The organism is Pseudomonas sp. Q12-87 (assembly GCF_001269755.1).
Classification (GTDB): Bacteria; Pseudomonadota; Gammaproteobacteria; order Pseudomonadales; family Pseudomonadaceae; genus Aquipseudomonas; species Aquipseudomonas fluorescens_S.
This window is the reverse complement of sequence record NZ_LHVI01000038.1, coordinates 59,512-72,548: the sequence shown is the minus strand read 5'-3', so window position 1 is coordinate 72,548 and position 13,037 is coordinate 59,512. Positions and strand designations below refer to the sequence as shown.

Genomic DNA, 13,037 nt, shown 5'->3' with positions numbered 1-13,037 from the left:
AGAAATGTGCTACCACCTTATGTCTCACGTTCGTTGATATCCGAAAGGTTGCCTCTGATTTTTCCAGAGGGAACGCCTAACCGTTCCTATTGCACACGTGAGCTGGCGGCAAGCACAATTTTTGCGATGCTTTATATTGGAGCAGTCGAAGGTTTGGATGTTTGGCTGGGGCCGGTGCATGTTTATCGGATGACGGATGCACAGGCTGAAGATTGTTGCGAGATCGCTCGTTTAAGTTACCGGGCCAATTTGCGGAAGAAAACCTTTCAGGTACCTGGCGTCCGTTGGTATGCGGACAACACCCGTGAACCTATTCGCGACGAAACCTTGAGAGAGGGTTTGCTGGTGGTGGGGGCTGTGCTCGAGCGGCCTGACGTACCGACGACATCAGGCGCTCCTCGTTATGCACTTAAGGCGGACCTTGCTGCTCTTTTTGACCCTGATCTTGTCGCAGAGGATTTGTTGGCCGCCATACTGGCATGGCAGGAAAAGCATCTATCCCGCAGTGCACGAGCACGTGTGTCCCTTATGCGAGCTGGTACAACGGGAAAGGATGGGGTCTTGGTTTCTTTCCCGAATGGAGACACCCGCCGGCTCGTTCCGGGACCTAGCTCAGACATATCGAAAGCCGTCGTGGAGGTTTTCGCCGTCAAGTTTTTGGAAAGGCCGGGGGTAATTTGGCTGAGTGAGTCAGGTAACAAAGTTGCTCATCCTGACCTCCAGCTTGCTTCAGTTATCGGGCTTGATATAGAGGCTCAGAAAAATCTTCCGGACTTGATTCTGGTGGATCTTGGTCCGGCCGAGCCGTTGATCGTATTTGTTGAGGTTGTCGCCACCGACGGCGCTATTACACCCCGCAGGCAGGAAGCGTTATACGCGATAACAGACAATGGTGGCTTCAGCCGCTCGCAAGTCGCTTTTGTTACGGCTTACGCAGACAGGGAGGCAGCTGGATTCAAGAAAACTATAACGGGTCTGGCTTGGGGCACCTTTGCATGGTTCATGTCTGAGCCTGACAATCTCGTGCTTCTTCAAAATGGCGTGAGCCGACTCGCAAATCTCAACGTAGCTATTGAGGCGAAAAAAGCCCTTTAGGATTCTCAAGTTCCCCTAGGAGTCTTGATCCGCTGCTGTCGTGTTACTCAGGTCAGCTGCGCTTAAGATAAGCCTTCCCATAATGCCGCTCCATCCGCGCCTGAATCAGCTCCAGCGCAATGGACATCAACCAGTAAATAATCGCCGCCGTAGTCAGCATCTCAATATAGCGATAACTGGAACGCCCATAAGACTGCGCCAAAAACATCACCTCCCAGACGCCCATCACCGAGATCAGCGAGGAGTCCTTGAGCATGGAGATGAACTGGTTGGTGGTCGGCGGGATGATAGTGCGCATGGCTTGGGGCAGGGTGACGCGCCAGAAGATCACGGTTTCGCTCAGGCCCAGGGCGAGGGAGGCTTCGCGTTGGCCGTTGGGGACGCCGAGGATGCCGGCGCGGAAGATTTCGCTCAGGTAGGCGCCGTAGTTCAGTGACAGCGCGATGATCCCGGCGGCAATCGCACCCGGGACGACGCCCAGTTGGGGCAGGCCCAGGTAGATCAGCAGGATCTGGATCAGCAACGGCGTGCCGCGAAAGAATGACGCGTAGAAACTGGCAATGCCGAACGCCACTGCGCTGCTGGACAGCCGCGCCAGGGCGGTGATGAAGCCCAGCAGTGACGACGCGACGATCGAGCACAGGCATAAGAACAATGTCAGCGCCGCCCCCTGCAAAAAGCCATTGGGGGCCAGGTGCACGCCGAGCAGGTTCGGCAGTTTGTCCAAAATGATGGAAAACTTCAGGTCGAAGCTCAGGAAGAAGCTCGCGAACAGCACCAGCATCGCTGCCCAGGTCAGGTACAGCCGGGTGCGAAAGCCGAAGAATTTTTGCAGGCGTGACTCAGCCACCGGTGGCGGCGGCTGAGGGGGCGGAAAAGAAGTCATTGAGTAATGTCGGCGCCGATCCATTTCTGCGAGAGTTTGCTCAAGGTGCCGTCCTGTTTCAACTGGGCGAAGACTTCACGCACCCGGCTGTCCCATTGGGCGTCGCCTTTTTCGATGGCGACCGAGTTTGGCTCGGAATACAGCGGCTCGCCGGCCAGTTTGAAGCGCTTGTCTTCGGTCAGGCGCGGTTGGGCGGTCACCAGGTTGGTCAGCACCGCGTCCAGGCGTACCCCGGCGCCGAGGCCCAGGTCCTGGAACGCTACGTTGTCGGTATCGTATGGAGCGACCTGCACATCCTCGAACGGATAGCTCAGTTGGGTATCCTCGGCGCCTTCGATCACCAGGTTCTTGTTCAGGTAACTTTCGTAGCTGGAGGCGCTGGTGAGGCCGACTTTCTTGCCGCTCAGGTCCTTGGCGCCATGGATGCTGTTGTCCTTGGCGTTGACCACGATTACCGCAGGCGAGGCGTAGTACTGCACTGGGAAATCGAACACTTCGGCGCGGGCCTTGCTCGGCGTCATGGAGCAAATGCAGATGTCGTAGCGTCCGCTCCAGTGACCGGCTGCGATCACGTCCCAGGACGGGGTTTCCAGACGCAGCTTCACGCCCAGTTTCTGCGCCACGGCCTTGGCCACGTCGACGTCGAATCCGTCGAGTTGGTTCTGATCGTTGAGGAACGAGAAGGGCGGATAGCTTTCCATCAGCACACCGACCAGTTCTTTTTTCTGTTCGATGCGATCCAGCGTGACGCCGGCGAGCGCTTGGGAAGAGGCAGCCAGAAGAGTCAGGCCCAGGGCCAGCAATGGTTGGAATTTCATGTGAGGGCCCTGTTAGAAAAATAAGTTGTAGTTCGCTGAATGGTGCGTATTAAATAGTTATAAGAACAACTCCGGTAGTGAGTATTTTTCATAAGCTTATGAGTGAATCGCATATGGGCGCAGCAACGACAGTCATTCTCGATGGCGGCATGGGCCGCGAACTGCAACGCCGGGGCGCGCCGTTCCGGCAGCCCGAGTGGTCGGCGCTGGCCTTGAGCGAAGCCCCCCAGGCAGTGGAGGCCGTACACGCGGCCTACATTGCCAGTGGCGCCAACGTGATTACCAGCAACAGCTATGCGGTGGTGCCGTTCCATATTGGCGAGGCGCGATTCGCCGCAGAGGGCCAGGCCCTGGCGGCGCTGGCCGGTGAGCTGGCCCGGCGGGCGGTGCAGGCTTCAGGTAAAGCGGTACGGGTCGCCGGATCGCTGCCACCATTGTTCGGTTCCTATCGCCCCGACCTGTTCGACGCGTCCCGCGCCGGTGAACTGCTGGCGCCACTGGTGGCCGGCCTTGCGCCGCATGTCGATTTGTGGCTGGCTGAAACCCAGAGTTCCACCGTCGAAGCGCGGGCGATTCACGCCGGGTTGCCAAAGGATGGCAAGCCGTTCTGGCTGTCGTTCACTCTGAAAGATGAAGACACCGATGAAGTACCGCGCCTGCGCTCCGGTGAGCCGGTGGCGGAGGCGGCGGCGGTTGCCGCTGAGCTGGGCGTCGAGACCCTGCTATTCAACTGCAGCCAGCCGGAAGTGATCGGCGCGGCGATCGATGCCGCGCGCGAAACCTTCGAGCGCCTGGGCGTGAAGATCCACATCGGTGCCTACGCCAACGCCTTCCCGCCGCAACCGAAGGAAGCGACGGCCAACGATGGCCTGGATCCGCTGCGCGAAGACCTTGATCCGCCGGGGTACCTGCAATGGGCGGCGGATTGGCAGAAGCGCGGCGCCAGCCATTTGGGTGGCTGCTGCGGGATCGGGCCGGAGCATATTGCGGTGCTGGCGCAACAGCTGGCCTGAAGCTGTCGAGAGGGTCACCTCGATGGGGCCCTGTGGCGAGGGAGCTTGCTCCCGCTGGGCTGCGCAGCAGCCCCAAGATCTAAGCGGTTGCTGTGCAACCGAGCGGGAGCAAGCTCCCTCGCCACCGGATGAGATCCTGCAAGCTGACGCATGGCATGGAGGACATCCAAACTTACGCTTTTCTCCGAGCCCGCCAGCCACCCCTATACATATGTATGTCATTGACGATCGAACGGCGCGATAGGGTCCCAGCCTTTATCACAACCGGGACACGTGAATGTCTGTCTTTTCTGAACACGAAACTGGCGCGTCAGCCTCGGTTTCTGCTGCGCGCTTGAAGCCCATCAGCCTGTTAGCCAACGGCGTTCGATTCCAACCGCACGCTTTCGCCGATCAATGGTTGGGCCAGTGGGGCCTGACCGGCGACATGCAGGTCAACGTCACTTACCAGGAAGTCGAGACGGTCGACTCCGCCGCTGTTGCCAAGAGCACGTCTGTGCCGTTGCGGGACGCCGTAACCCAAGGCTTCGTGCTCGCCCATCAAAGCAGGGCGCTTGCCTCCAGCCACTCGCCGCGCGAAGGCTGGGTTTACCCGCACATAAGCCATTTGTCCGTGGACTTCCCGTCACTGCGGGTCAACGGCAAGGTGCCCGCGCAAAACGTCATTCAGCAATTGCAGAGCGGCATCGCGCCCGGCTACCAGGGCGTCGGACAGCCCGTCATTAACGAGGTGGATGCCCAAGGCAACCTGCTCAGTGCCCATGAAAAAGAACAAGTCAGGCAACTGGCGCTGCTGGACACCAACCAAGTGAAGCTGGCGCGCTTGTTCGCTGGTCTTCCCACGTTCGACTCGGTGCTCAAGAACCTGCTGGTCAGCCGGATCAAGGCGAAGTTCCCACAAAGCACATTTCGCGGTGCAGTGTTCCAGCACATCGACCCGGATCATTGGTACGTGAACCGCGTTAGCGTCGATTCAATAGGCGGACGTTCATTGAGCGCTTCGCAATCGTTCACCGATGAAATATTGAACTGCCTGGCGACCGATACACCGCCCACCTACTCGGTGGACAGCGTGGGTTTTTTTATCCGTCCTGACTCGCTGGAGGAAGCGGACAGCGTCTTTGCCAAGCCGCTGGATAGCAAAACTGCAGCGATCATGGAAACTGTCTTCTATATCGCCGAACCGACAACCGATGACGGCTTCAAGCGTCAGTTCCGTGAAGACCTGGTCAACTTTGGCCAAGGTGAAAACGGCGCAGACGTTCTCGACACGCCTACCCCGTCCACCGTCCGAGAGAGCCTCGCTCAGCTGCTGTCCCGACGTTTCCTGCATCTGTTCGACCTGTACAAAATCGATCGAGATCCAACCATCCAACTGGACCAAAGTGCGCGAACCCTTCAGCGCGAAGAAGACCGCCTGCTGGACCTCATCACCACCCATCCGTCCCAGGCCGACAGAAGCCGCTTACTGCGCGCGCCCGTCCCGCATGTCTATGCCGTCATGCTCGATATGGGCCCTGCGGCACCGCGCACATGGCCGGCGGCGATGGTGATCAAGCGCACGGATCAGCCCTGGTTGTTCCTGTATTCATTGGAAAGCGGTCTGCAGCGATTCAATGCCTTCCAAGACTTGCTCAACAACGTAAACCCCATTCACGAAGGGCAGAAACGCAACATCCAGGATATTTCCACTGAGTTGTCGGGGCATGTTTTTGAAGTGGCAGCGGATGCGTTGTTGCGGCTTCAGGGTGCCTCCTTGGAGGCCTATCTGAACGCGCCGCAAAACCAGACGGCCGCTTTGGCGGCCTTTGCGTTAAACGCTGAAGATGCGTTGGATTTGCCCATGCTTTCGCTTGCCGGGCCGCTGGCGGTTCGTCAGGAAACGCTGGTCGAAAACAGCCGCGCCGCGTTCTATAAAAGCGCGACGCGGGCGGAAAAAACCAACTATCGCAACCTGGAAACACAAGTGCTGGACGCCGCCTATGCGCTGGGCAACAGCGCCATCCAGACCTTGTTGCAATTCACCCGCCAGAGGGCAAAGGAGTACCTGCAAAACACCGTGCATCCCGGCATCGATCCCGATCCGGACCAGACCTTGGTCACGCTTTTCCAGGGCAATCGCGCCAATCCCAATCAGTCCCGCATCAGCAGCCTGACCCAACTGATGCTCGATAACCTGCGCCCGTCCCAGTACCCGAACGCCATGCGCGAAGTGCTGAGCGCCTACCTGATCGACCCGGACGGCCAACGCATCCGCAACCCGGCCAACGGCTATTTCGTCACGCTGACCGGGCGTGAGCTAGCGCGGATGGTGACGAGCATTGATGCCGGTGGAAGTTACCAGGCCATGCTCAAGGTGCGGATGAATAAGCCGGACTACAAGAAAGCCTGGCAGACCGCTTATCTCGCCAACCTGAAGTTCAAGGGCTTCGAGGCTTCGCTCAAGGGCGGCGAAGTGTTCAAGAGCATCGTGTTAGACAAGGCTTTCACGCCACCGAAACCGACCAGGAAAATCGCCCTCTGGCTGGACGCTGTCCTGCGGTCGCCATCGGCAGGGCACCGCAGCCCGGTCATGGGCCGAGCGGTGCATGTCTACGGTCTCGTCCTCGGGGGCAGCGTGGATGCGGGAGGGCAGCATGGGCGGATGGCCAATGCAATCAGCATCGATGGGGCGCTGATTTTCTCCGACCAGGACGGGCCAGATATCAAGGGCACCGTTGGCGTTTATTTCCCGGATGCACCCGAAGGGGAAGATTTCCACGAGTTTGCCGATCTGAGCGACGGCGTTGCAGCGTTGTTGCCACGGGAGGATTGGCAGGCCTATTTTCGGGCGCGCATTTCCACGAGCAACCTGACAGAGATCAAACGGACATTGGGGCAGCAGGGCGGACGGCCCTTGATTCGCGGCGCGTTGATTACCGGCGACTTGCTTGAGACCCTGCATCAAGCACACGTTCATTTCCAGAGTGCTCACGCCGATCATCGCTCCAACAGCAACCGGGATGTCCGTCATCAAACCTATGGTCGGCTCGGGCAGGTGGTGATCGAGATCGTCCTGGAGCTGGCCGGTATGTTTTTGGCACCCGGTCTCCAAATGCTCAAGAGCGCAATCAAGACGGGCTTGCTGGTGTACAGGACCGGGGCCATTCCGCTGAATTTCAAAACCCTGGCGTTGGTGCATGCCGTGGCGAACCATGGCGGATGGCGGCTGGCCACGGGCGTGACGGTGCCCACACGAAGCCAGTCGTTTTTCCGCGCGGTAACGGCGCGCCAGGGCCCGGACGAGGCGGCGACGGGGCTGCCGTTGGATGCCGCGATCTATGGTCGTTATGCCGTGGCGGACACCTCGGTGATACGAGGAGTGACTGCGGACGCCCGGGGTTTTTATCGCGCGACCGTCAGCAACGTGGCCACCGGCAGCGTCACGGCCCGCCCCGTGTACGTGCGGCAACCTGATGGCACCGTGTTCCGGGTGCATGACGCGACGAAGCTGAGCGCGACCGACGCCACCCTGGTCGACCCGGTGACGGCATTGGACATCCGCGCCAGTGGCGTGATGAGAAGTACCGTGGCACGGATGTCCGATGGCGAATGGCGCGCCGTCGGGTTTGGTCGGGGCGGTGGAAAACGACCGGGCGATCCGAACCCCCAGCCGGGCCCTTCGAAACCCAAGAAACCGGCCCTTTCGTCCGCCGTACTTTCCACGCAGATCCGTACGCCGGGTACCTGGAACAATCAGCTCATGGATCTGATTCCGTCGATCATGACGCGTCTGGCCAATTGGCCGCAAAACCGAAGCCTGCTGATCATCAACGAACAGAGTCCCGAGCATCTCTGGTCAGTGCGCTTCACCCCTGGGCAAGACGAAACCATCTATCCACTGGGCAGCCATCCGGATCGAGCGGACACCGATGTCGTCCTGAGTCGACAGACCCAGGACCACTACAGCTTGGTGCTGGGTGAGGAAATCGTGGAGATCCCCAGCGACGGTGATTGTTTTTTCAATGCCGTTTCCCGTGGGCTGAACGCAGGACTGGCCCGGGATACGTTCTCGATGCAGGGGTTGCGCAACGAAGTGGCCGGTTATATCGAACGGCATCCACAGGTCGGGCAATTCGTGGCGACGCCACCCACCAGGACACAACAGGCACTCGTTGAGAATGCGCCTTCGTTGACCAGCCTGTTGGGCCAAGAGGCAATGCTCGATCTTACGCGGATCGTCTATGGCACGCCTAACCCGCATCGCTTGTTTCAACCGACCTTGCGCTACCTGGACCTGCATGCAAACAGTGCCGTGCGCAGGGCAATCACCGAAAAACCATCGTCCAGATTACCGCCCGAGATCCTCCAGCAAGTCGGGCACATGCTCTCGTCCAGGCCTCCGGCGAGATTGAAGGCAGGCATCAGCGCGCCTTTTTCCGGGCAGGACAGGCAATCCATGAAGCGAGTCTTCGAGGACCTGCTGGTGAGTCCTGTCGAGGGTCGGTTGGTCCAGCAACTGCTCGATGACCGGTATCTGCTGATTTCCAATGACGTGGTCCATATCCTGCTTGAGTACGGCGTCACGGCCAGACAATTGCTCGATCACCACCCCAACAGCAGTTCGGCCTATGTCATGCACGACGAGGCGCTGCACGGGCATCTTGATGAAGGCCAGCTTGAAGCGCTGCTCGACGGTGCCTATCTGGTGGACAGCAACGATCTGGATGACGTAAAGGATCTGCTCGCGCGTGATGCCGGCAAGGATGTCGAGGACGTCTCCGAGCTGTTTTATCATTTTATATACACCGACACGGCCGAGCGGACAGTCGACCTGCTGAGGACGGCCCTCGGGCGTTTTCCGACTTTGCTGAGGCGCGCGAACTTTCTTTTGAGGTCGCGGGTTATCGCCAATAACCTGGGTGGCATGCTGCGTGTGAATGAACTCGCCAGGTGGATACGCAACCCGGCACTGTCCGACAGGCGTTATCAGATCATCGCCGAGTATGCCGACACCCGTTACGCCGAAATGCAGAGTATGGAAAGTATCGACATTGACTGGATGCAACTGTTTGACGATCAGAACCTGCAAAGTATCGTCACTTACCAGCAAAACCTGATCGACTTCGTGAAGTACCTCGGCACCGGTCGGGAGAACATCGGCAATATTGATGTGCCTGCCGTCGCGAATCTATTCAGCCCGCCGGGACAGATGCCTTCCAATAGCCGAGTCGCCATCCTGTTCAATACGCCCGGCATATTGGGCCGCCTTCAAAGGATACGACCGGATTACGCCATGCAAATCTGGCTCGATCTGATCGGGCCGCACTTCAGCGACGCGAGTATCAGCCAAGTGCTCGGACGATCCGGTTCGCTGCGCTCTGAGCTGGACTTTGCGATGGCGCTGAGAGAAAGCCTTGGAAAAGACGAAGCCCGTGCCAATCGGATCATTCAGAACCTGCTTTCCGTCGGCCAACGCCGGGCCCAGCAATACCTCTATAACTTCGATTTTCCAACCAATCGCCTAGGCCACAGCCGCTTGGATTTTGCCGTGTACCTGGAAAGCCATATGACCATCCCGGACTGGGCCTGGCAGTATGCAAGGCCGGGCGTGACCCGCGACTCGATCAAGCAGATTGGTGAGCTAAGGCCCAAGCCTGAGTGACGATTGCCTGCTCGTGATGATCGGGCGGTGCGGTTGGCTGTATGGCCGCCATCGCGAGCAAGCTCGGTCCCACAGAAGACCACCGAACCAGCGGTCCACGAAGCACCCTGTGGGAGCGAGCCTGCTCGCGATAGCGCCCGGTCAGTCACTCAGAACTTGTGACCGACACTCCACCAACCCCCGCACCTGCCCACCCTCGCGCTGATTCTCTTCACTCAACCAGCGCTCGAACCCTGCCGCGATCGCCGGCCATTCCGAGTCGAGCATCGAATACCACGCGGTGTCGCGGTTCTGTCCCTTGACCACCATGTGCTGGCGGAACACGCCTTCAAACGTGAACCCCAGCCGTTCGGCGGCATATTTGGAACGGGCATTGCCGTTGTTGCACTTCCATTCCAGACGGCGATAACCCAGGGCGAAGGACTCCTTCGCCAGCAGATAAACCGCCTCGGTACTTTTCGGCGAACGCTGCATCGGCGCGCCGAAGGTCACGTGGCCGATCTCGATGCGGCCCTGGGCCGGCACGATGGACATCAGGCTGAGAATACCCTGCACATCGCCGCTGGCGCGGTCGATCACGCTGAAGAAGTACGGGTCGGTGTTGGCTGCGTGGTTTGCGAGCCATGCATCGAATGCGCCGCGATCCTTGAACGGGCCGTAAGGCAAGTAATCCCAGAGCTTCGGGTCGGCTCCGGGACCTTCGAGGGCTTGCCAAAGGCCATCGGCATGGCGCGCCGGATCGAGTTTTTCCAGGCGGATGAACCGCCCTTCGAGCCGTTGCGCAGAGGGCGCCGGGGCCCCTTTCCAATCGGCGAGTGAAATCGACATGCTGCGCTCCTTACAAGGCTTTGCGAAATTGGATGAAGCCTGGACGCTCGGCGATGCGCTCGTAAAGCTGGATCGCGGTCGCGTTGGTTTCGTGGGTCAACCAGTGCACTTTGCAGCAACCGTCGACTTTGGCGGTGCGGTAGACGAACTCGATGAGCTGGCGGCCGACGCCAGTGCCACGGCACTGCTCCGTCACCAGCAAGTCTTGCAGGTAGCAGGAGTTTTCGATGCTCCAGTTTGACCGGTGATAGATGAAATGCACCAGGCCCACGGCCGTGTCGCCGTTCCAGGCGAGCGCCGCGTGGGTTGGCTCACGCTCGTCGAGCAGGCGTTGCCAGGTGCTCTGGCTGACCGCGTCTGGGAGTTCGGTTTTATAGAAGCGCAAATAGGCCTGCCACAACGGCAGCCACGCGGCGTGGTCGTCTGCGCTGACGAGGCGGATTTCGGTCTGGCTCATGTTCACTCCTTGGGCAATGATTCGGGCATCAGGCGGGCGAGCGCCTGGTCCTGCGGATCGGGGCTGGCGGCGAGGCCGCTGCGCACACCGGCGGTATCTGCCGGGGCGCGGTTCTGGCTGAGCTTGCGCTTGCCTTCCAGGCGTTGGATGGGCAGGGCGAAGCCGACGATGGCCTTGAGCATGCTGTCGATGTACTCGGCCGGAGCGTCGTCGATTTTCCATGGCTGTGCGCGGCCGCTTTCGTGGCGGTCGGTGAGGGCGCCGACCAGGTTGCGCAGGCGATGAGCGTCGCTGAATACTTCGGCGGTGCCGTAGGCGTGCACGGCCAGGTAGTTCCAGGTGGGCACGACTTTGCCGTGCGCAAGTTTGCTCGGGTAAAACCCCGGGCTGACGTAGGCGTCGGCGCCTGCGAATATCACCAGGGCCTCGGCGCCGGCTTCCAGGTCGCGCCATTGCGGATTGGCCCGGGCCATATGGCCATACAGGCTGCCGTTGGGGCCCTGTTGCGTATCCAGCAACAGCGGCAAGTGGCTGGCCTGCAAACCGTGTTCACCCTGAGTGATCAATACGGCCAGGCGGCAATCGCCCATCATTTGTTGCAGTTGGGGCAGGTCTTCGACAGCAAAGGCTTGGGGGTTGTACATGATGATTTTCCTTGGCGAATGCGAGCATCCTAGGCAGGCTATTGGTCTGTTGTAAGAGCCACTTCCGACCAATTCGATAGGTCCATTCGCGAGGGCTGTCATGAATAACGCCGTGCCGCCACTGTCATTCAACCCTGCCGGAATCGAACTGGATCGCCGCCATGGGCTCAGTCGCCAGCTTTACCAGGCGCTACGTGCGCGGGTGCTGGACGGGCGCCTGGCCAGCGGCACGCGTCTGCCGGCCAGCCGAGACCTGGCGGCGGCCTTGTCGATTTCCCGCAACAGCGTGGTGCGGGCCTACGATCAGCTCTACGCCGAAGGTTTCATCGAAGGACGGGTCGGCGATGGGACTTACGTGGCGAAACTGTCTTCCACAGCGCTGCCGCTGAAAAACATATCCACAAAAGTGTCCACAGGGTTTTCAACAGGCTTACCCACAGCCTTATCCACAGATTGGCTGGATTTGCCTGTGATTCCATCCAGTAAAGTTATCCACAGCGACGCTTTGAATCGCGTCGAAAAACACTTTCTGGCCCAGCCCCCCAGTGGTCCGCCCAAGGCTTTTCGGGTCGGCGTTCCGGCCTTCGATCTGTTCCCTTTTGACGTCTGGGCCAAGCTGAACGCGGCTTTCTGGCGCAAACCGGACCTGCAGCAACTGTGTTATGGCGACGCGCAAGGGGACGCCCGCTTGCGTGGCCTTATTGCGGCGTACCTGCGCAGTTCCCGAGGGTTGCAATGCACGGCTGAACAAATTGTGATCACCAGTGGTGCCCAGCAGGGCATCAGCCTTTGTGCACAGCTGCTGGTAGACCCTGGCGATGTCGTGGCGGTGGAGAATCCCGGCTATCGCGCGGCCGGTCATGCGTTTTCTGTCGCCGGTGCCGACGTGCAAGGCGTGCCGGTTGATAGCGATGGCCTCGATTGCGCGGCACTCGGTAGCTTGAATCGCTGCCGGTTGGCCTACGTGACGCCGTCTCACCAATACCCGACCGGCGTGGTCATGAGCCTCGCCCGACGGCTGGAACTGCTGGCCTGGGCCGAGCGCAACGACGGCTGGATCGTCGAGGACGACTACGATGGCGAGTACCGTTACAGCGGCGCGCCACTGGCACCCTTGGCGGCGCTGGATCGCCAGGGCCGTGTGCTTTACGTCGGCACGTTCGGCAAAGTGGCGTTCCCGGCCCTGCGCCTCGGCTATCTGGTGCTGCCCCCTGGCCTGGTCAACGCCTTCGCCCGGCGGCGGGCCGTGGATGTGCGCCATTCCGAAGTCAGCACCCAGGCGGTCATGGCCGAATTCATGGCCGCCGGGCATTTCCAGCGGCACATCAGGCGCATGCGCCGTGCAGCCCTGACCCGGCGCGATGCGCTCTTGGCCGGTTGGCCGAAGGGCGTTGCGGGCGTCGGTGCCATGCCCACGGTCGTGGCCGGGCTGCATGTCACCGTCTCGGTGGACAGTATCGAGCGTGAGCGCGAGCTGATCGCGCAAGCGACCGATGCCGGGGTCGAAATCAACGGCTTGAGTGGCTATTGGTTGCCCACCACAACGCTGCCGGTGCGTGCCGGGTTGGTGCTGGGTTTTGCCGCCGTGCCGCCCGCGGCAATTGGCAGCGCGCTGGCGAGTCTGGCAAAGGCGTGGAAGGCTTGATCGCCGG

At 60.2% G+C, this 13,037-nt stretch carries 9 protein-coding genes; 4 read left to right on the top strand and 5 right to left on the bottom strand.

All coding sequences use genetic code 11. The features are described from left to right. The first annotated feature begins 6 nt into the window (after positions 1-6). Positions 7-1,095, top strand: coding sequence for a BsuBI/PstI family type II restriction endonuclease (locus AD663_RS27565; protein ID WP_003187096.1), 1,089 nt, complete (start codon positions 7-9; stop codon positions 1,093-1,095). 52 nt (positions 1,096-1,147) lie between these two features. On the opposite strand, the gene AD663_RS27560 is transcribed toward AD663_RS27565, so the two are convergent. Both AD663_RS27560 and AD663_RS27555 read right to left on the bottom strand, forming a co-directional pair. Further along, positions 1,148-1,981, bottom strand: coding sequence for an amino acid ABC transporter permease (locus tag AD663_RS27560; protein WP_003187095.1), 834 nt, complete (start codon positions 1,979-1,981; stop codon positions 1,148-1,150). Then, positions 1,978-2,799 carry an ABC transporter substrate-binding protein gene (locus AD663_RS27555; RefSeq protein ID WP_003187093.1) on the bottom strand — a complete coding sequence of 274 codons (822 nt, stop codon included), beginning with the start codon at positions 2,797-2,799 and terminating at the stop codon, positions 1,978-1,980. The genes AD663_RS27560 and AD663_RS27555 overlap by 4 nt, the downstream gene beginning before the upstream one ends. Positions 2,800-2,912: 113 nt before the next feature. Between AD663_RS27555 and AD663_RS27550 the strand changes: the two genes are divergently transcribed. After that, the gene (locus AD663_RS27550; protein ID WP_003187092.1) at positions 2,913-3,812 is read left to right on the top strand and encodes a homocysteine S-methyltransferase family protein; all 900 of its coding nucleotides are present in this window, start codon (positions 2,913-2,915) and stop codon (positions 3,810-3,812) included. A gap of 277 nt (positions 3,813-4,089) precedes the next feature. Further along, a complete protein-coding gene (locus AD663_RS29160; RefSeq protein ID WP_053214878.1) occupies positions 4,090-9,456 on the top strand; it encodes a dermonecrotic toxin domain-containing protein in 5,367 nt (1,788 codons plus the stop codon). Positions 9,457-9,597: 141 nt separating this feature from the next. Here AD663_RS29160 and AD663_RS27540 read toward each other — a convergent pair whose 3' ends face one another. Genes AD663_RS27540 through AD663_RS27530 form a run of 3 tightly spaced genes read right to left on the bottom strand, consistent with a single transcriptional unit; the run spans position 9,598 to position 11,385 of the window. Next, positions 9,598-10,284 carry a GNAT family N-acetyltransferase gene (locus AD663_RS27540; RefSeq protein ID WP_003187087.1) on the bottom strand — a complete coding sequence of 229 codons (687 nt, stop codon included), beginning with the start codon at positions 10,282-10,284 and terminating at the stop codon, positions 9,598-9,600. 10 nt (positions 10,285-10,294) lie between these two features. Next, entirely contained in the window at positions 10,295-10,741 is a 447-nt protein-coding gene (locus AD663_RS27535) for a GNAT family N-acetyltransferase (RefSeq protein WP_003187086.1), read from the bottom strand. Positions 10,742-10,743: 2 nt separating this feature from the next. Continuing rightward, entirely contained in the window at positions 10,744-11,385 is a 642-nt protein-coding gene (locus AD663_RS27530; RefSeq protein ID WP_003187085.1) for an FMN-binding negative transcriptional regulator, read from the bottom strand. Positions 11,386-11,485: 100 nt separating this feature from the next. Between AD663_RS27530 and AD663_RS27525 the strand changes: the two genes are divergently transcribed. Then, positions 11,486-13,030 (top strand): PLP-dependent aminotransferase family protein, encoded by a 1,545-nt coding sequence (locus AD663_RS27525; RefSeq protein WP_053214877.1) that lies wholly within the window; start codon positions 11,486-11,488, stop codon positions 13,028-13,030. The last annotated feature ends 7 nt before the right edge of the window (positions 13,031-13,037 follow it).

Coding starts and splice junctions, on each gene's coding strand:
- AD663_RS27560 (WP_003187095.1), bottom strand. CDS start 1,981: ATGACTTCTTTTCCGCCCCCTCAGCCGCCGCCACCGGTGGCTGAGTCA.
- AD663_RS27555 (WP_003187093.1), bottom strand. CDS start 2,799: ATGAAATTCCAACCATTGCTGGCCCTGGGCCTGACTCTTCTGGCTGCC.
- AD663_RS27550 (WP_003187092.1), top strand. CDS start 2,913: ATGGGCGCAGCAACGACAGTCATTCTCGATGGCGGCATGGGCCGCGAA.
- AD663_RS29160 (WP_053214878.1), top strand. CDS start 4,090: ATGTCTGTCTTTTCTGAACACGAAACTGGCGCGTCAGCCTCGGTTTCT.
- AD663_RS27540 (WP_003187087.1), bottom strand. CDS start 10,284: ATGTCGATTTCACTCGCCGATTGGAAAGGGGCCCCGGCGCCCTCTGCG.
- AD663_RS27535 (WP_003187086.1), bottom strand. CDS start 10,741: ATGAGCCAGACCGAAATCCGCCTCGTCAGCGCAGACGACCACGCCGCG.
- AD663_RS27530 (WP_003187085.1), bottom strand. CDS start 11,385: ATGTACAACCCCCAAGCCTTTGCTGTCGAAGACCTGCCCCAACTGCAA.
- AD663_RS27525 (WP_053214877.1), top strand. CDS start 11,486: ATGAATAACGCCGTGCCGCCACTGTCATTCAACCCTGCCGGAATCGAA.